Origin of the sequence: Caballeronia eucalypticola (assembly GCF_047608185.1) — a bacterium.
GTDB lineage: Bacteria > Pseudomonadota > Gammaproteobacteria > Burkholderiales > Burkholderiaceae > Caballeronia.
On record NZ_JBLKRU010000012.1, the window covers coordinates 165,109 to 182,586 of the forward strand.

Annotated in this window: 20 protein-coding genes and 2 tRNA genes; 15 read left to right on the forward strand and 7 right to left on the reverse strand. The window is 58.7% G+C overall.

The window, feature by feature from the left end; translation table 11 throughout:
- Positions 1-65 precede the first annotated feature (65 nt).
- The 5 genes from ACMX25_RS16560 (at position 66) to ACMX25_RS16580 (ending at position 4,540) form a co-directional block, all read left to right on the forward strand.
- Entirely contained in the window at positions 66-1,379 is a 1,314-nt protein-coding gene (locus tag ACMX25_RS16560; protein ID WP_414951074.1) for a replication-associated recombination protein A, read from the forward strand.
- A 185-nt stretch (positions 1,380-1,564) separates the two neighbouring features.
- Positions 1,565-2,863, forward strand: a complete 1,299-nt coding sequence (gene serS, locus ACMX25_RS16565) for a serine--tRNA ligase (RefSeq protein ID WP_414951075.1) — start codon at positions 1,565-1,567, stop codon at positions 2,861-2,863.
- A gap of 155 nt (positions 2,864-3,018) precedes the next feature.
- A tRNA-Ser gene (locus ACMX25_RS16570) sits at positions 3,019-3,108 on the forward strand.
- A gap of 141 nt (positions 3,109-3,249) precedes the next feature.
- Positions 3,250-3,576 (forward strand): hypothetical protein, encoded by a 327-nt coding sequence (locus ACMX25_RS16575; protein ID WP_414951076.1) that lies wholly within the window; start codon positions 3,250-3,252, stop codon positions 3,574-3,576.
- 469 nt (positions 3,577-4,045) lie between these two features.
- The gene (locus ACMX25_RS16580; RefSeq protein WP_414951077.1) at positions 4,046-4,540 is read left to right on the forward strand and encodes an outer membrane beta-barrel protein; all 495 of its coding nucleotides are present in this window, start codon (positions 4,046-4,048) and stop codon (positions 4,538-4,540) included.
- A 100-nt stretch (positions 4,541-4,640) separates the two neighbouring features.
- On the opposite strand, the gene ACMX25_RS16585 is transcribed toward ACMX25_RS16580, so the two are convergent.
- Positions 4,641-4,877 carry a hypothetical protein gene (locus tag ACMX25_RS16585; RefSeq protein WP_414951078.1) on the reverse strand — a complete coding sequence of 79 codons (237 nt, stop codon included), beginning with the start codon at positions 4,875-4,877 and terminating at the stop codon, positions 4,641-4,643.
- Between the two features lie 402 nt (positions 4,878-5,279).
- On the opposite strand from ACMX25_RS16585, the gene map reads away from it, so the two are divergent.
- From map to ACMX25_RS16615, 6 genes are all read left to right on the forward strand, one after another.
- Complete coding sequence (gene map, locus ACMX25_RS16590) at positions 5,280-6,062, forward strand: type I methionyl aminopeptidase (RefSeq protein ID WP_414951079.1); 783 nt, start codon at positions 5,280-5,282, stop codon at positions 6,060-6,062.
- 211 nt (positions 6,063-6,273) lie between these two features.
- A complete protein-coding gene (locus ACMX25_RS16595; protein WP_414951080.1) occupies positions 6,274-6,795 on the forward strand; it encodes a GNAT family N-acetyltransferase in 522 nt (173 codons plus the stop codon).
- A 211-nt stretch (positions 6,796-7,006) separates the two neighbouring features.
- A complete protein-coding gene (minC, locus tag ACMX25_RS16600; protein WP_414951081.1) occupies positions 7,007-7,762 on the forward strand; it encodes a septum site-determining protein MinC in 756 nt (251 codons plus the stop codon).
- A 96-nt stretch (positions 7,763-7,858) separates the two neighbouring features.
- Positions 7,859-8,674 (forward strand): septum site-determining protein MinD, encoded by an 816-nt coding sequence (gene minD / locus ACMX25_RS16605; RefSeq protein ID WP_031359135.1) that lies wholly within the window; start codon positions 7,859-7,861, stop codon positions 8,672-8,674.
- A gap of 9 nt (positions 8,675-8,683) precedes the next feature.
- Positions 8,684-8,938 carry a cell division topological specificity factor MinE gene (gene minE / locus ACMX25_RS16610; protein ID WP_031359136.1) on the forward strand — a complete coding sequence of 85 codons (255 nt, stop codon included), beginning with the start codon at positions 8,684-8,686 and terminating at the stop codon, positions 8,936-8,938.
- Between the two features lie 286 nt (positions 8,939-9,224).
- Positions 9,225-9,491: a YXWGXW repeat-containing protein gene (locus ACMX25_RS16615; protein ID WP_414951115.1), complete on the forward strand. Its 267-nt coding sequence runs from the start codon at positions 9,225-9,227 to the stop codon at positions 9,489-9,491.
- 205 nt (positions 9,492-9,696) lie between these two features.
- Here the strand turns inward: ACMX25_RS16615 and ACMX25_RS16620 are convergent, their stop codons facing one another.
- Complete coding sequence (locus tag ACMX25_RS16620) at positions 9,697-11,067, reverse strand: chloride channel protein (RefSeq protein WP_414951082.1); 1,371 nt, start codon at positions 11,065-11,067, stop codon at positions 9,697-9,699.
- A gap of 345 nt (positions 11,068-11,412) precedes the next feature.
- A complete protein-coding gene (locus ACMX25_RS16625) occupies positions 11,413-11,592 on the reverse strand; it encodes a hypothetical protein (RefSeq protein WP_414951084.1) in 180 nt (59 codons plus the stop codon).
- A 209-nt stretch (positions 11,593-11,801) separates the two neighbouring features.
- Here ACMX25_RS16625 and ACMX25_RS16630 point away from each other — a divergent pair, with 209 nt between their 5' ends.
- Positions 11,802-12,935 (forward strand): OpgC domain-containing protein, encoded by a 1,134-nt coding sequence (locus ACMX25_RS16630; RefSeq protein ID WP_414951085.1) that lies wholly within the window; start codon positions 11,802-11,804, stop codon positions 12,933-12,935.
- 59 nt (positions 12,936-12,994) lie between these two features.
- Here the strand turns inward: ACMX25_RS16630 and ACMX25_RS16635 are convergent, their stop codons facing one another.
- Positions 12,995-14,311 carry an MFS transporter gene (locus tag ACMX25_RS16635; RefSeq protein WP_414951086.1) on the reverse strand — a complete coding sequence of 439 codons (1,317 nt, stop codon included), beginning with the start codon at positions 14,309-14,311 and terminating at the stop codon, positions 12,995-12,997.
- Between the two features lie 293 nt (positions 14,312-14,604).
- The gene (locus ACMX25_RS16640; protein ID WP_414951087.1) at positions 14,605-15,084 is read right to left on the reverse strand and encodes a TonB family protein; all 480 of its coding nucleotides are present in this window, start codon (positions 15,082-15,084) and stop codon (positions 14,605-14,607) included.
- Between the two features lie 114 nt (positions 15,085-15,198).
- Here ACMX25_RS16640 and ACMX25_RS16645 point away from each other — a divergent pair, with 114 nt between their 5' ends.
- The 3 genes from ACMX25_RS16645 (at position 15,199) to ACMX25_RS16655 (ending at position 15,995) form a co-directional block, all read left to right on the forward strand.
- On the forward strand, positions 15,199-15,357 hold the full coding sequence (locus ACMX25_RS16645; protein WP_414951088.1) for a hypothetical protein: 159 nt from the start codon (positions 15,199-15,201) through the stop codon (positions 15,355-15,357).
- Between the two features lie 217 nt (positions 15,358-15,574).
- Positions 15,575-15,757: a BrnT family toxin gene (locus ACMX25_RS16650; RefSeq protein WP_414951089.1), complete on the forward strand. Its 183-nt coding sequence runs from the start codon at positions 15,575-15,577 to the stop codon at positions 15,755-15,757.
- Positions 15,717-15,995 carry a BrnA antitoxin family protein gene (locus tag ACMX25_RS16655; protein ID WP_414951090.1) on the forward strand — a complete coding sequence of 93 codons (279 nt, stop codon included), beginning with the start codon at positions 15,717-15,719 and terminating at the stop codon, positions 15,993-15,995. The genes ACMX25_RS16650 and ACMX25_RS16655 overlap by 41 nt, the downstream gene beginning before the upstream one ends.
- Before the next feature lie 69 nt (positions 15,996-16,064).
- Here the strand turns inward: ACMX25_RS16655 and ACMX25_RS16660 are convergent.
- Positions 16,065-16,154, reverse strand: a tRNA-Ser gene (locus tag ACMX25_RS16660).
- 126 nt (positions 16,155-16,280) lie between these two features.
- A complete protein-coding gene (locus ACMX25_RS16665; RefSeq protein ID WP_414951091.1) occupies positions 16,281-17,471 on the reverse strand; it encodes an MFS transporter in 1,191 nt (396 codons plus the stop codon).
- Between the last annotated feature and the right edge of the window lie 7 nt (positions 17,472-17,478).

The window sequence follows — 17,478 nt, forward strand, 5'->3', positions numbered from 1 at the left end:
GCCCGAACTGCACTACTTAGATCGACCAGATCTACCAGACCCATTTGGAAACCTCCCAGAGCGCCATGTTCGAAGAAAACCGTGCCAATGTTCCGCTTGCCGAGCGTCTGCGTCCTCGCACTATCGACGAGGTTATCGGCCAGAAACACCTGCTCGGCGCCAGCAAGCCGCTGCGTGTCGCGTTCGAGTCCGGCGAAGCGCATTCCATGATCCTCTGGGGGCCGCCGGGCGTGGGCAAGACCACGCTCGCACGCTTGATGGCAGCGGCGTTTCACGCTGAATTCATCTCGCTGTCGGCGGTGTTGTCGGGTGTGAAGGACATTCGTGAGGCAGTCGAACTGGCGCAGATTCATCGGGCGAACGGGCATCAGACGCTGGTGTTTGTCGACGAAGTGCATCGCTTCAACAAGAGTCAGCAAGACGCGTTCTTGCCCCACGTGGAGTCGGGCTTGTTCGTGTTCGTGGGCGCGACGACCGAGAATCCATCGTTCGAGGTGAATAGCGCGTTGCTCTCGCGAGCGGCTGTTTATGTGCTGAAAAGCCTTGAGGCGAGCGAGCTGATCGAGTTGCTCGACCGCGCGCAGGGCGAGTTGGGCGGTCTTACTTTCACCGACGACGCCCGCGACGCGCTGATCGGCTCCGCCGACGGCGACGGCCGGAAGCTGCTCAACAATCTCGAGATTGTCGCGCGGGCGGCGGCACAGCAGAAGTCGACGCATATCGACGGAGCGTTGCTGGGCAGCGCGCTTGCCGAGAATTTGCGTCGTTTCGATAAAGGCGGCGACGCGTTCTACGACCAGATCAGCGCGTTGCACAAGTCGGTGCGCGGCAGTAATCCGGACGCGACGCTTTACTGGTTTTGTCGAATGCTCGATGGGGGCGCTGACCCGCGTTATCTGGCGCGGCGCATCGTGCGCATGGCTTGGGAAGACATCGGTCTCGCCGACCCGCGCGCGGGCCGGATTGCACTCGATGCCGCCGAAACCTATGAGCGGCTCGGTACCCCAGAGGGCGAGCTGGCGCTGGCGCAGGCGTTGATTTATCTGGCGGTCGCGCCGAAATCGAACGCGGGCTACAAGGCCTATAACGAAGCGCGGCAGTTTGTCGGCAAGGATCAGTCGCGCGGGGTGCCGGTGCACTTGCGCAACGCGCCGACGAAGCTGATGAAGGAGCTGGGCTACGGGCATGAATACCGTTACGCGCACGATGAACCCGACGCGTTCGCGGCGGGGGAAACGTATCTCCCGGACGGCATGCGCGACCCGCATTGGTACGAGCCGACGCCGCGCGGCCTGGAAGGCAAGATCGGCGAGAAGATGGCGAGGCTGGCCGAGATGGACGCGCAATGGCGGCGTGAGAACAAGGCCGGGAAGAAATAATCTCAGGCGCTCTGAAGCAGGCATTGTTGATGAATAGCGCCGCCACCGATTTCAAGACAGGCTTTTCTGCAACGGAAAACGCCTCGAACGCCAGGCCGAACGGCTAACGTGGTTATCCCGCGCCAATAACCTTTCGGTGCTGAGATAAAATCGCGGATTCGCACCTACTAAGAACCGGCCCTGCCATGCTCGACATTCAACTTCTGCGCAAAGACCCCGACGCTGTCGCCCAGCGCCTGGCCCAACGCGGCTACACCCTCGACGTCGCGGCTTTCGCGGCACTGGAAATCGAACGTCGCAAGATCCAGACGCGGACTGAAGAACTGCAGATGCGTCGCAACACGTTGTCCAAGCAGATCGGCGCAATGAAGGGCCGCGGCGAAGACACGGCTGCGGTGATGGCGGAAGTGGGCGGAATTGGCGAGACGATGAAAGCGTCGTCGGCGCAACTCGACGACATCCAGAAACGCCTCGCCGACCTGATGCTCGGCGTACCGAACTTGCCGCACGAAAGCGTGCCGGTTGGCCGCGACGAGACGGAAAACGTCGAGCTGCGCCGCTGGGGCACACCGCGGTCGTTCGATTTCGAGGTAAAGGATCACGTCGATGTAGGCGCGCCGCTCGGACTCGACTTCGAAACCGGCGCCAAGCTCTCCGGCGCGCGTTTCACGCTGCTGCGCGGGCAGATCGCGCGGCTGCATCGCGCGCTTGCGCAATTCATGATCGACACCCATACGGAGCAGCATGGTTATACAGAGGCGTACACGCCGTATATCGTGAATCCGGAGATTTTGGTCGGCACGGGACAATTGCCCAAATTCGCCGACGACATGTTTCGGGTGGAGAAGGGCGGCGAAGAAAACACGATCACGCAATACCTGATTTCGACCTCCGAAATCTCGCTGACAAACACGGTGCGCGAAAGCATTCTCGAAGGCTCTGCGCTGCCGGTGAAGCTCACCGCGCATTCACCCTGCTTCCGCTCTGAAGCGGGTTCGTATGGCCGCGATACGCGTGGCCTGATCCGCCAGCATCAGTTCGACAAGGTGGAAATGGTGCAGGTTGTGTCGCCGGAAAAATCGTACGACACGCTCGACGAAATGGTTGGTCACGCCGAAGCGATTTTGCAGAAGCTTGAATTGCCGTACCGCGTGATCACGCTGTGCACGGGCGACATGGGATTTTCAGCGACCAAGACGTTCGACCTGGAAGTCTGGCTGCCGGCGCAGAACACCTATCGCGAAATTTCGAGCTGTTCGAACACTGAAGCGTTCCAGGCTCGCCGGATGCAGGCGCGGTTCCGCAATGCGCAGGGCAAGCCCGAGTTTGTGCATACATTGAATGGATCGGGGCTGGCGGTCGGGCGCACGCTTGTTGCTGTGCTTGAGAACTTCCAGAACGCGGATGGATCGGTGACGGTGCCGGCGGTTTTGCGCCCGTACATGCGGGGTGTGGAAAAACTGGAAGTGCCGAAGGCAGAGTGAGCGCGGCGCACAGAGTCGGCGTGTTGTAACCAGCTCACGAAAAGGGGTTGGAAATCGATTCCGAGTCGTCTATAATCTTTCTCTTCGCTGAGCATCGACCCGTTCAGCGAAGGCCGCGAAGCGCAGTAACAAGGACTAAAGCGGTTGCAGTAAATGGAAAGGTGGCAGAGTGGTCGAATGCGCTGGACTCGAAATCCAGTGTACGTTTAGGCGTACCGTGAGTTCGAATCTCACCCTTTCCGCCAAATTCAAAAACCCCCGCTGATCGAAAGATCAGCGGGGGTTTTGCATTTCCAGGGCGGCGAGAATCTCTCTTAAAGTGCGCGACTTGACTATCAAATCCATCTGCGGCGCGCAACGCTCAGCATTTCGGCAGCGAACGCTCTATGTCCAAGGTCGACTTGCCGTCAGTATTCCTGCCGGCCGAGCTCCGCGACAGGTTATTCGATGTCCGGCAAGCCCAGTTGTCCGGTTTCTCAATACTTGGCGTCGGCCTCGCTGACCGGTCATCGGAACCCGACGCGGGCAGTGGGGCAGATTCCAGTTGTGGCGCTCCGGTAATCGAGGGCGATCGATACACATGTACAGGTGCCACCGACAGCGAGAGGGGATTGTCGGCGGGCGGTGTGACTTGTCGGGCGGTCTGGGCGCCTGCAGCGGAGCAAAGCGATGCAGCGGTCACAGCTGTGGCCAGCAAGCTGCCGCCGAGGTAAAGAGCGGGGTGGTTCATACGTGCATTTCCGTTGTAAGGATCCGATAGCGGACGCGGTCGCAACGGGCACATCCGACAAAGTCGACGCGTTTCGTGAAACGAAAACGTGAATTCGCTTATTCAGCCTGATTGAGATCGCGGGTTATATCAATATCCGGTTCAATTCATTAATTCGTTTCATTTCGTTGAGTTAATCGCATTGACGTGAAGTTGACGTGTGTTGCGAATTGATCACATAACTATTGCAGCCTCTGTTCCTTCGATGCGCTTGCCAAGCAAAAGTCTATAAATAATAACGCTAAAAATATAACTAAGAGCACTCCGATTGGTCCCGCGCGTCCTTGCAATTTAATCTTTCGCTTCGTTGCAAGATTCATCTCGAAGAAATTCCTTGAATCTTATTAACAGTAAATGTGCACGAACGTGGCAATTAGCGTTGCTTTTCAATTTAATGTTATGTATCAATTCCCATGTCCAATTTAAAGAAGTTTTTTGCCGCGCTGGTCATCGCGCTGACCGGTATTTCGTGCGCTCAAGCGAGCGAGTTTGCCGGCCCCTACGCCGGCGTCAAAGTCGGGGAGAACTGGTCTGACGCGTCGGGCGTCGTGAACGTCAGGTCCCACGCCACGACTTTCCCCGGCCTGACTGCAGGCTACGGGTTTGATGTAAAGCAGTTCGTGATTGGCGCAGAAGTGTTCGCGGATTTCCACCACGGTTCGACCACCTTTAAGGACGGTGGCGTGGATCTCAAGTTTGGAATGCCATTCAACACGGTCATGCCCTATGCACGTTTAGGCATGACCGGAACCTGGCCTAATGCGCGCCTTCATGGTGGTTTAGGCGTTGAATATAAGTTCGTGAAGCAATTCAGCGTCGCGGCTGAATGGACGGCCGATTCAAGTCGCCACGACGGAACCAAACGCCGTAATGACAGCGTGACGGTTGGAGTTCACTACTACTTCTGATTGGCTTAATGGTTTCTTAAGCCGGAAAAATCTAAGCCGACAAAAAATCCCCGAAGAATAATCAATCGTCGGGGATTTTATTGGTTGATGCCATTTGATTTCAGGTCGTGCAGCGCGCTATATCGAAGCGCATTTCAGGCTCGGGCAATCCGCCATAATCTTCCGAAGATTTCTGCACCTTTACCGTCGATCCATATTGCGACGGCGTGAGCGTAACCAGCCACGCGTTCGGCCCAACCAGCAATTCCGAGGCGCTACCCAGCTTCGATGTGGACACCGAAGGCAGCTTGTCCTCAAGGCAATTCAATACGTCACGTGATTGGCGATGCGACGACACGTAGATCACCGGACTAGAAGCGCGAAGTTCAGGAACGTTGGTGGAACTGCACGCAGCAAGCACAAGTGCAGACGCAACTAAGGGGGCAAACGGGACAACTCGGCGTAAGAGCATAAGCAATGGGCTTCAGTAGAGACGACACAACAAAAGAAGCAACAACGGAATCAACAAAACAGAACAGAATCAAGCCGCAAATCAAGGGCCAAAACAACCAGCGCCACGCAACCTGAATCAAGCCGGACCAAGCGTAAAGCATGACGTCGCGCACCCGCAAGACAATCGCGCAGGCCATCGAAAAAAGAGCGGAAAAGCGTGCGATGCTATCATCGCCGGCATCCTGAATTAATGCGTCCGCGATACATCGATATCAATCGATATCGCGCGCCGACACACCAACGCTCCATGGCCATTACACTCAAGTCGCCTGCCGACATCGAAAAACTGCGTATTTCCGGGTGCTTGGCCGCAGAAGTCCTCGCGATGATCGGGGAGCATGTGCAACCGGGCATCACCACGGAAGAACTGGATGCGATCTGCAACCGGTTCATTGTCGAAGAACTGAAGGCGATTCCCGCAAACGTGGGCTACATGGGTTTTACCAAGACCATTTGCACGTCGGTGAATCACGTGGTCTGTCACGGTATTCCCAGCCCTCGCGCACTGAAGGACGGGGACATCATCAACATCGACGTCGCGATCATCAAGGATGGTTATTTCGGCGATACCAGCCGCATGTACTACGCCGGTACGCCGAGCGGCGAAGCCAAACGGCTGTGCGACACGACGTATGAAGCGATGGTTGCCGGCATCCGGGTAGTGCGTCCGGGAGCCACGTTGGGCGATGTGGGTTATGCGATCCAGTCCGTCGCTAATCGCGAGGGCTATTCGATCGTGCGCGAATATTGTGGACACGGCATTGGCCGCGTATATCACGAGGATCCGCAAGTGCTGCATTACGGACAACCGGGCGCCGGAATGCGTTTGAAGCCGGGCTTGGTATTCACCATTGAACCCATGGTGAATGCGGGCCGCGCTGCAACGCAGCAATCGCGTGATGGCTGGACCGTGACTACCAAGGATCGGTCGTTATCGGCGCAATGGGAGCACATGGTTGTGGTAACCGACGATGGCTTCGAATTGCTGACACCGTGGCCCGACGGAACGGGCGAATACGCAGCACCTTGATACGCAGCACTCTGAATGCACGTCGATGCACCGTAAAGCATCATGAGACAAACGAGGTGGCGGGCTGGGAGACCCGCGGTGAAGGTACCTCACGCCTCGGATTGCAATAATGATTTGACTCGTACGCCTGTTCGGTTGAAGCTATTAAATAGACCAAGCCGGCTTAAGAAAGCTTAAGAAGCTTGTGAAAGCTTGAGAGAAAAACACCCGCATGAGTCCTTCACTAACTGTTCGCAGGATCGCCGCGCATCAAGGTGCAGTCCTGCGCGAGCTTCGCACGGCCTCATTGCGCGAGGCGCCTTACGCGTTCGGTGAGACGCTGGAGGAGGCCTTGTCCGCCGACGTCGCAAGCTTCGACGAAACGGCCGATCGCCACGCGAATTCACCCGTCACCGCGTCGTTTATCCTGTACACCGAAGGTCATCCGGCGGGCTTGGTCGGGGCGTTTATCGATGAAGCGCCTGCACCGCGTGCATTCGTCTATGCGTTGTGGGTGGCGCCTGCTGTGAGGCATTTGCGCGGCGGCGAGCTGCTCGTGAATGCCGCCACGCAATGGCTCGCCGAGCGGCGCGTGCACGACGTCTTTGCCTGGGTCACTGACGAAAACCGCAACGCCATGCGTTTCTATGAGCGCCTGGGCTTTGGCCCTACCGGCGAACGCCGGCGGATTCCAGCGCATCCCGAGGAATACGAAACGCTGCTCGTGCGCCGAGTGACCGATCACATTACGTGAGTGATCACGTGACCTGAGCAGTTGATCTGCCATCGTTCTTCGCAAGTGGATTCGGTCACGGCACGCGTGGCTTGGTCCTCCCGGCTCATCTCGCCGTCCCCTGTCTTGCCACTTTCGTTCACACCATGCTGCCCGCATTTGGGCGGCAATCTGAAATATTCCGTTTGCTTGCGTCACGCCTGTAAAATACGCAAAATTTTTGGCTTTACCTATGTCGCTCAAAAAAACGCCCTTTTTCGAATTGCGCAGCGGCTCTGTCGACACGCTTCTGTTTGTCGTCAAGACTACCGACCTCGACGCGCTGCGAACGGAACTTACGCGGCGCTTCGAGGCGACTCCCGAGTTTTTCGCGAACGATACTGTCGCCATCGACGTGCGCCGTCTGGCGGCCGACGAACGCATATCGATCAGCGAACTCGCGGCGTTGCTCGGCAGCGTGCGCATGCGCCCGATCGGCGTAGTTGCATCGGCGGACCAGGCGTGGGCGTCCGAAGGCGCGCTGCCGCTGCTTGAAGCGCGCGACCGGCGCGGTGCGCCGAAGCCGTCGGTGGACGCGGGTGTCGAGAACACTGAGGCGGCCGCCGTGATCGAAGCGGCCGTTGCACAAACGCCTGCGCCCACCGCGCCGGTGCCGAAGACGACCATCATCGACCGGCCGTTGCGTTCGGGCCAGCAGGTCTATGCGAAAGGCGATCTCGTCGTGCTCGGGCTCGTGAGCTACGGGGCGGAAGTGATCGCGGAAGGCAACATTCATATCTATGCGCCGTTGCGCGGCCGCGCGCTCGCGGGCGTACACGGCAACCTCGACGCGCGCATTTTCTGCACGTGTCTGGAGCCGGAACTGATCTCTATCGCCGGCATCTACAGGACGATGGAAACACCGCTTGGCCCCGATGTCTTGGGCAAGCCGGTGCAGATCTGGCTCGACGAAGAAAAACTGATGATCGAACCGCTGCGGCTGACCTGAGAGGCCTGAGAAGAGTCAGCCAGGCGCGCCTGATGGGGACGGCGCGCTCTCGGATGGCACGCGAGCGGATTTAATTGACGAACACAAGGTACAGGAATGGCAAAAATCATTGTGGTGACTTCGGGCAAGGGCGGCGTCGGCAAGACGACCACCAGCGCGAGCTTCGCATCGGCCCTCGCGTTGCGCGGGCATAAAACGGCTGTTATCGACTTCGATGTCGGCCTGCGCAATCTCGATCTCATCATGGGCTGCGAACGCCGCGTGGTGTACGACCTCATCAACGTGATCCAGGGTGAAGCGAACCTCAACCAGGCGCTGATCAAGGACAAGAAGTGCGAAAACCTCTTTATCCTGCCGGCCTCGCAAACGCGCGATAAAGACGCGCTGACGCAAGACGGCGTCGAGAAGATCATCAACGACCTGATCGCGATGGACTTCGAATACATCGTCTGCGACTCGCCGGCGGGGATTGAATCGGGCGCGTTGCTGGCCATGCATTTCGCCGATGAAGCGCTGATCGTGACGAATCCGGAAGTGTCGTCCGTGCGTGACTCGGACCGCATTCTCGGCATTCTTTCGTCGAAGACAAAGCGCGCGATTGAAGGTAAGGAGCCGATCAAGGAACATCTGCTGATCACGCGCTACAACCCGAAGCGCGTAAGCGAAGGCGAGATGTTGTCGCTGACCGACATTCAGGAAATCCTGCGGATCGAACTGATCGGTGTGATCCCTGAATCGGAAGCCGTGCTGCATGCGTCCAATCAGGGATTGCCGGCCGTGCACCTCGATGGCACTGATGTGGCTGAAGCCTACAAGGACATCGTTTCGCGCTTTCTCGGCGAAGAAAAGTCCCTGCGCTTCACTGACTATCAGAAGCCAGGTCTGTTGCAACGCATCTTCGGCAACAAGTAAGGGGACGCAATGTCGATTCTTTCGTTTTTGCTGGGCGAGAAAAAGAAGTCCGCTTCGGTCGCGAAGGAACGCTTGCAGTTGATCATCGCGCACGAGCGAGCGGGCGGACATGCTCCCGCCGATTATCTGCCGGCGTTGCAACGAGAACTCGTTGCCGTGATTTCCAAGTACGTGAAGATTTCAAGTGACGATATCCGGGTCAGCCTCGAACGTCAGGACGATCTCGAAGTACTCGAAGTGAAAATCGAAATTCCATCGGTTTGAAGATGGATGACGGTTTCAACCTGCGCCGAAGTTTTTTCTCGGCGCGTTGCATATCTAAAAGCCGGAATCGCATGATTCCGGCTTTTTCATTTGTGCGTCTGCATTTTTAGGTCGCATCGGCGACTTACATCAATATTCCGTTGCAGTTTAGCCATCGCCGTTACACGGGCGCTGTCGGCTAAACCGTGGGCTCGCGCATTGAGTGTGTATCGCCGCGATATGCGGTGACCAACTCAAGAGGCCGATCATGAAAATGCGTTTGTTCATTGCCCAGGCGGCGATTGTTATGGCCGGCGTCGCGGCGGTAGCCGGAAGTGTGTCGGCTGAAGTGCTTATCGTGGCGCCGAATGCGCCGCCGCCCGTGCGCATAGAGTCGGTTCCGCCGGCTCGCGTGGGTTACGTCTGGGATAACGGCCACTGGCGCTGGGAACACGGACAATACGTGTGGAATCCAGGGCATTGGCAAGTCGAGCGCGTGGGGTATCACTGGGTGCCGGGACACTGGATCGCACGCGGCGGTGCGTGGCGCTGGATGCTCGGGCACTGGGCCTGAAGCGCCAGTAACTCGCTAGCTTCATGGGCGGCGGCATACGCGCCGCCCGAATCCAATGAACGCGTTCCGGAGTTCCACATGAAAACCAGACTACTGATTATTGGCTTCCTCGCGACCTTGCTGGCAGGCTGCATTGTCGTGCCGGCGCATCCGTATGCTTATCATCCGGTGCCGCGCGTCTACGTTTATTAAGTTCGCCCGAGCTTTATTTGGTGACCGGCTCTTCGTCCTCGACGGGTGTTTCCGGCAGTTCGGGCGATGCCCGCGGCACCGCCAAGGGCAGAGGGGTCATATAGCGCTCAGCCAACGCTTCGTACAGCGGCGGCGAAAAGAAGCGCGACACCCGGCTCGCAATCAGCGCTGTCGCCATGAGCGAAATCACGAGCGCATGACCGTTGATCATTTCCATCACGATCACGAACGACATGATCGGCGACTGCGTGACGGCTGCGAGATATCCCACCATGCCGAGCGCAATCAGCATCGACAGCTGCATGTGGCTGAAGACCATATGAAGCACATTGCCGAAGCCGGCGCCAATCGATAACGACGGCGCGAAGATGCCGCCCGGAATGCCCGGCAGGTATGAGCCGATCATCGAGACCATCTTGAGCAGCGGATACAGCGGCGAGAGCTGCTCATGGCCTTCCAGCAATCCGCGCGCTTCGGCGTAGCCGCTGCCGAAGGTCGTACCGCCCGACACGAGCCCCACCACGGCGATGATCAACCCGCACAGCGTGGCGAATACAACCGGGCGCGTCGCGTGCATCTCGCGCAGACATGCCGGAATCCATTTCGACGTGTTGAGCAGCAACCAGCAAAACACGCCGCCCGCGACGCCAGTCACGATGGCCGTGAGCAGCACTGCGACCGCCAGCAGGTTGGGGAAATGCGCGTTGACTTCGATGGTGCCGAAATAGGTGTAATTGCCGTTCAGGCCGAGCGCGACGATACCCGCGAGGATGATGCCCGTGATCAGCACGCCGCTCGTACGTGCTTCAAAGCTGCGCGTCAATTCTTCGATCGCGAATACGATGCCGGCAAGCGGTGTATTGAACGCCGCGGATAAGCCGGCTGCCGCGCCAGCCAGCACGAGTTGCCGTTCGATGCGGGCGTTTGAGCGGGGAAACAGTCGTCGCAGGTTGTACATCAGGGCGGCGCCGACCTGGACGGTCGGCCCTTCGCGGCCGATGGTGAATCCGCCGAGGATGGCGATAAACGAGATCCCCATCTTGGCGATCAGGATGCCGGGCGACAACAGTCGAGTTCCCAGTCCCGGCGGACTGTGCAACACGGCAATGACCTGTGGAATGCCGCTGCCTTCCGAGCCGCGAAAGAACTTGCGGGTCAGCCAGACGGATAACGCGGCGACTGCGGGCGTCAGGATCAGCGGCAGCCAGACATGGTCGTGCTGAACGGCGCGGAACGCGTTATAGCCCCAATCGATGAGCTTGGCGTACAGCACCGCGACCAGGCCGACCGCGATAGCGCCAACCCAAAAGATCCCGTAGCGGTGCCACAGGCTGCGCGCACGTCGAAGCGTAAATCGGGGGAGAGAGCGTATTGCGCGAATCATATGCGGTGAGCCATGCGACCGGCTGTCGGCAAAGCGGCGATTATACCGACTTGTCTCAAATCGAGCCGATTGACGCCTGGCGTTGACAATCCTGCTTGTGACCCTGCTTGTGATCCTGTAACTCGCTTTCAAAAAGAAAACGGGGCGCAGCTAAAAGCCAGCGCCCCAAAACACTCTCGTCGGGGTGGCGAGAGTGGAGAGAAGAGCGTAATTAAAAGGTAATGCTTTATTCAGGTATTCGAATGATTCTCAGGTGGTTCGCAAACGTTTCAAAAACGGGCCAGGGAGATTGAAAGTTTTATCGATTAATGTGTATTTGGCAGGACGTGAAGTGCTTACTGAAGCTCAGGTCGTGATGACTTCAAAAGCGACCACGGCAGCGATGGCGCCGGCGTTGGCAATCAGCGCCTGCAGCACGATTCCGCGCCAGCTCGTCGTCCGGAAATGCACAGCCAGCATGAGGGCGGTGAATAACGCGATGGCAATTATCGCAACCGCATCAGCACTTTGCAGATGAATTCGCATAACACCGGCCTCACGAATATTCGATCTTTTGTCGAGTGTTTGTTGAGTATAGGCAGCAGGGGCCGGTACGCAAGTTGCATAAAAATACGCGAGCGCCGGTCGCTGTATTTATCTAATGATCTGATGGGAATTTTCCGGGCGCAGTCCGTACTAACCCGAATTGGTGTTTTCCCGTGCAGGGCAAAGGTTTATCCACGGAGTTGTATTTTATGAATTCCCCGAATCGCCGTTCTCTCGAAGTGGATTTCTTCCGGGGAGTCGTGCTGCTGATCATTGCCGTCGATCACATTTCGGGAAGCGTGCTGTCCAAATTTACACTCCATAGTTATGCGTTCTGCGATTCCGCAGAGGTATTCGTGTTCCTGGGGGGATATGCATCGGCAGCCGCTTATACAACGCTTGCGGTGAACCGGAGTCACGGGGCCGCGCGACTCCGCTTTCTGAAACGCAGCTGGGAGATTTATCGCGCGTACCTCTTTACCGCCGTGATGATGTTGCTCGGCGGGGCGCTGTTGATGTGGATGCGTGTCGACACCCCGATGCTGCAGATCACTGAATGGCCATCGTTCCTGGCCCGGCCGCTGGGTCTCACGTTCGATGTCGCTACGTTGCGGCATCAGCCGTATTTATCGGCCGTGTTGCCTATGTACGCCATGTTCGCGCTCGCTGTGCCGTTTGTGGTGCCATTGGCTGAACGCAAGCCGGTTGTCGTGCTGTTCGGGAGCCTTGGCGTGTGGCTTTTTGCGTCATCGCTCGCGCAATGGCTGCCGTCGGCTTACGCGGAAGGGTGGTCGTTCAACCCGTTTGCATGGCAACTGATGTTCGCGCTCGGCATCCTGGCGCGCGTCCAGCCAATTCCCGCTGAATTCCACGATTCGAAAACCGCGCTCTGGATGACGCGGGCGGCGATTGTCGTGTTCCTGACGTTCGCGTTCGCGAAGCTGTTCCTGGAGACGCAAGCGCCGCCCGGATACATGAAGCAGAACCTGGCGAGCTTGCGGATTGTGAGTTTTGTCGTGATCGCGTGGCTGTTTGCTCAGGCGGTGCACGCCGGATGGATCAAGGCGCTGGCGAAGAGTATGCCGAGCGTGGTGAACATCGGCAAGCAAGGACTCGTGTGTTTTATTGCGGGCGCGTGCATGTCGCTGGTCATCGATACCGCTTTGCGGCTCGTGTCGTTCGGCCAATTCCAGTGGATAGCGGGGCTGGGCGGCGACGCTATCGCGATTGGCAGCCTGATCTGGCTTGCGGCCTTCTGGCGCGACCGTAAAGAGGCGCAACGGGCCCGACTGCCGAAACGGCAACCGGTGCCGTTGCACGCGACACATCGGCGCGACCGGTGAGGAGTTTGAACCATGCGTGCCGGTGAGCTCCACAAAGTCTCGCCGGCACGCAATCAGTGCTAGGAAAGCTTGATATCCCGCGTTTCCCGCATGCACAGCACACCGAGCAGGCTGATCGCTGCCGCGACCGACACGTACCCGCCGACCCACGCTAAACCGCCGCGATTCGCCAGCAATTGCGCAATGTACGGCGCCACCGATGCCCCCAGAATCCCGCCCACGTTATACGCGACGCCCGCGCCGGTATAACGCACGTTAGTCGGGAACAACTCGGGCAGCAGCGCGCCCATCGGGGCAAACGTCACGCCCATCAGGAACAGTTCGATGGTGAGAAACAGCGCCACTGCGAAGGTGTTGCCGCTGCCGAGCAGCGGGGCCATCGTGAAGCCGGACAAGATGGCCGCGATGCAACCCACGATCAGCACTGGACGCCGGCCGAATTTATCGCTGGCCAATGCAGAAAGCGGCGTCGCGATCGCCATGAAAATTACCGCGAAACACAGCAGGCCGAGGAATTTCTCGCGCGTGAAATGCAGCGTCGAGACGCCGTATGACAGGGAAAATACCGTCGAAATGTAGAACAGCGTGTAGCAGACGATCATCGCGATCGCGCCGAACAGCGTCGGTTTCAGGTATTGGCTGAACAACGTCGCGATAGGCACGCGCACGCGTTCCTTTTTCTCGATCGCCTCGCGGAACGCCGGGGTTTCGGCAATTTTCAGGCGCACGTAAAGTCCGAGCGCCACCAGCACCGCGCTCACGATGAACGGAACGCGCCAGCCCCAACTACGGAACTGTTCGTCGGTGAGCGAGAGCGCCAATCCGAAGAACAATCCATTCGATGCCAGGAACCCCACCGACGGCCCGAGTTGCGGGAACATGCCGAACCAGCCGCGCTTGTTTTGCGGCGCGTATTCGGTGGCGAGGAGCGCTGCACCGCCCCATTCTCCGCCGAGCCCGATGCCCTGGCCGAAGCGCAAGATGCACAGCAGCACTGGCGCCAGACTGCCGATGGACGCGTAGCCGGGAACAAAGCCAATCAGTGTGGTCGACACGCCCATCACGAGCAGTGAGGCGACGAGCGTTGATTTTCGCCCGATGCGATCGCCGAAATGGCCGAAGATAAACGAGCCGATCGGCCGCGCGATAAACGCGATGCCGAACGTGACGAACGCCGACAACGCTTGCGCCGCGGGCGAGCTATGCGGGAAAAAGACCGGGCCGATAACTAGCGCGGCGGCGGTCGCGTAGACATAGAAATCGTAGAACTCGATCGCCGTGCCGATAAAACTCGCGAAGATCACGCGGGAACTGCTCATCTTCGCGTCGCTGGCAGGCGATGCGGGTAAGGAGCCCGAGGGTGAGGCTGATGACATGACGTCTCCGGTTCGCCCTTCGTGTCGCGCCCGGGAATGGGGACGCGCGTCGGGACATTTTGTATTCAGTGCGCAGCGTTGCGTGGTGTGGCGATATAAGCGAACGGCGTTGGACTGCGCGCGGTGTGTCGCGGAGTCGACCGGTCAGGCGCGTCGATCAAGCGCTGGATGGGCGGCAGCGACGGCTTTGCCGGCATGGCCGGCGGGGGGTATCAAAAATTATAACGACCGTGCGCCGCGGCGGGCAAGGAAACCTTGTTGATGAATGCACCAATAGTTCCACTTAGCTCCGCTTAATCGATGGTTGTCGCCTGCGGTGAATGGACGCTGCGTAGCTGGAACTGGCCGTTATCGTTGAAGAGCCAGTCTTCGAACAAATCGAGCTGGCCGTTGCCGTCGAGCAGACGCGCGGGCGGCGTGGGCAATGGCGACGATCGCCGCAGCGACGCGAGGGCGGTGGCTTCGGCTTCGTCGTCGCCATTGGTCCGATAAACCGACGACCGGATTACACGGCCGTTGCGATCCACGGTGAATGCGACCACGACGAGCGAGCGCAGCATTGCTTGCGGCGTGCCTTTGAGTACCAGCGACGGATTGCGCTCGAAGATGTGTCGCGCGACGCGCACCTTGTACTGATCGAGCGTAGCGCCGCTGACGGCGGCGGCTGGTTTGGGTTCGAGCGCGCTGGGCGGCGGCGTGATCGTGCAGGCGGCGATGGTTGCCGCAATCGATAAGGTGAGCGCGATGCGCGCAATTTTAAAATTGGAGGTCATGACGGGCGAGGCTCCACGAATTCGTTGCACTCATACCTAACAATACGCGGCTGGTCCGCGTCTTGCTGCCCCATTTTGCATGTCCACTGCATTTTGATGCGCAAGGAGAAGACCATGAGCAACGAATCCGTTGATGTGAAAAACCCGAAGCCCGCCGAGCACAGCGATAACGAGGCAAGCAAGATGCCGGATCGCGCCGATGACGACCGTACGCAGGCCCCAAGCGATAAGCCTGGAAAGAAGCCGGGGGAGGGCGAGCCGGACGTGGGGTGAGGTTTGGCGCGTACGCTTGGTCAGTTAAAACCCGCATCGGAGACATTGCGGGTTTTTTAATAATCGTGCCGCTAGTTTGTACTAACAAAAAATGACCTTGCATTTTTATTTCTGTTAGTACAATAATTCGTTGGGAATTATCTACGACAGTGAAGCGCGCCAAAACTCTCGATGAGCGCGGACTGGATTCGAGCTTGCTTCGCAGGTTTTTGCGGGCATGACGCTGACGCAGCCAGATTTGCGCCGCAATTATGGGGAGCAACGATTCACGACGGCGGGCTGGTTGGATGGCCGGATCGTCGTGTTGTTCTGGACGCCTCGCGGCGAGGATCGCCGCATCATAAGCATGAGGAAAGCAAATGACCGCGAAACTAAAAAAATCGCCGCGCACTTGGGTTGATCCCGACGACGCGCCTGAAATCACCGACGACTGGATCGCGGGTGCGGACTTGCGCAACGGCAAGCAAATAGTCCGGCGAGGAAGACCGTTGGGAAGCACGAAAACACCGACGACGGTTCGCTTGGATAACGACGTACTCGAAGCGTTTCGCGCGACAGGGCCGCGTTGGCAATCGCGATTGAATGCCGCGCTGGCGGATTGGCTCAAAACCCACTCACCAGACGAACTGGCGGTGTGACGTGCCTAAATGGGAAAGCGAGAGGAATTTTGCAGCAGAGGATTGCAGACAAGCCGGAATGCCGGTTTTTGGCGGAAGCGGTGAGATTCGAACTCACGGACGAGTCACCCCGTCGCTAGTTTTCAAGACTAGTGCCTTAAACCGCTCGGCCACGCTTCCACGCTTTACAGACAAACTTTCACGCACAGCAACTACAAGAAATGCGCGCTCCAACCGCGTCGCACCTTTCCGGCAAGGCGCGTATTGTAGCGCAACTTTCCCCGCCGTCCAGCAGGCAAAACCGACTTAACCTTCCAGCGACCTGGTCGCGCGCAAACCGGGAAACAATCGCATCCATAACAACGCAACGGCGATCGTTCCTACGCCGCCAATCAGCACCGCTGGCACCGCGCCGAACAACCCCGCCGTCATCCCCGACTCGAACTCGCCCAACTGATTCGATGTCCCGATAAACAGCGAATTGATGGCGCCCACGCGTCCTCGCATATCGTCGGGCGTTTGAAGCTGAACGAGCGACATGCGCACGACCACGCTGATGACATCGGAGGCGCCTAGCGCGGCCAGCGCGATCAGCGAAACGTACAGGTTCCGCGATAACCCGAACACAATCGTCGCAATGCCAAACGCGATCACGCCGCCGAACAACGCCGTTCCGGCGCGCTGTCGCAGCGGAAAATGCGCGAGATAAATTGATCCGATCAGCGCACCGACGGCAGGTGCCGCGCGCAAGACGCCGAGCGCCCACGGCCCGGCGTGCAGGATATCGTGCGCGAAAACAGGCAGTAACGCCGTGGCGCCGCCAAGCAACACCGCGAACAGATCCAGCGATAACGCGCCCAAAATGACAGGCTTGCGCCGGATGAAGGCGATGCCGGAAAAGAGCGACTCAAACGTCAGGGGCGTGCGTATGCGCACCACTTGTTCAATTTTTATCGATGACAACACAGCCGCCGCCCCGATGAACGCCACGGCAACCGCGCCGTACACCGTCAGCGCCCCGAGCCCGTAAAGCAGACCACCCATCGCCGGTCCGAGGATCTGTGCGGTCTGGTTCGCCGATGTCGACCACGCGGTCGCGTACTGCAATTGCGAGCGCGGAATCAGGTTAGGCAAAAGCGCGGCCATTGATGGCGACTCGAACGCGCGCGCCGATCCAGCGATTGCAGCGATCACATAGATCAGTTCCTGGCTGGTGACCCCGCGCCACGTGGCGATGCACAGCGTCAGCGCGGCCACGCCCTGGATTGCCTGACAGACGAACGCGATCGTGCGCCGGTCGTAGCGATCCGCGACATGGCCGACGACCAGCGTGAGCAAGAACATCGGCAGGAATTGCGAGAGACCGACGAGCCCGAGTGCGAACGCGCTGTGCGTGATCGAGTAGATCTGCCAGCCGATAGCAACCGACATCATCTGGAACGCAACCGATGACATCACCCGCGCGCTCCAGAAGAGCGCGAAGGGACGGTGACGCATGACGGAG